The organism is Adlercreutzia equolifaciens (assembly GCF_029076695.1).
Lineage (GTDB): Bacteria > Actinomycetota > Coriobacteriia > Coriobacteriales > Eggerthellaceae > Adlercreutzia > Adlercreutzia equolifaciens_A.
On record NZ_JARFIK010000084.1, the window covers coordinates 1 to 403 of the forward strand.

Genomic DNA, 403 nt, shown 5'->3' on the forward strand with positions numbered 1-403 from the left:
GCGATCGAGAATCGGGTGATCTCCAATTATTTTGGTAATATTGCATTTGCTTATGAAGATTATGGATTCCCTTACTGTTTTGCGGCAAGTCTGTTCAATACAGGGATCAATCAGCCGTCAAGTTACAGTGAGGAGACCATGAAGGAGATCAGTAATGACGGAGCATTGACAACAAGTGAGACTTCACTTCCGTCAGAAGAGCGTCCGAATATTATTTTTGTCCAGTTAGAATCTTATTTTGATCCGACAGAAGTAGAATGGCTTCGCTTTTCGGAAGACCCGATCCCCAATTTAAGAAAGCTGTATAAAGAGTATTCCAGTGGATATTTTAAAGTACCGTCAGTAGGAGCAGGTACGGCAAATACAGAATTTGAAGTCCTGACAGGAATGAGTATGAGATTCT

General features: G+C 40.9%; 1 protein-coding gene. It reads left to right on the forward strand.

Annotation, left to right across the window (positions count from 1 at the left end; genetic code table 11):
• A partial coding sequence (locus PZH32_RS11570) for a hypothetical protein (RefSeq protein WP_275208405.1) occupies positions 1-403 on the forward strand: 403 nt, incomplete at both ends.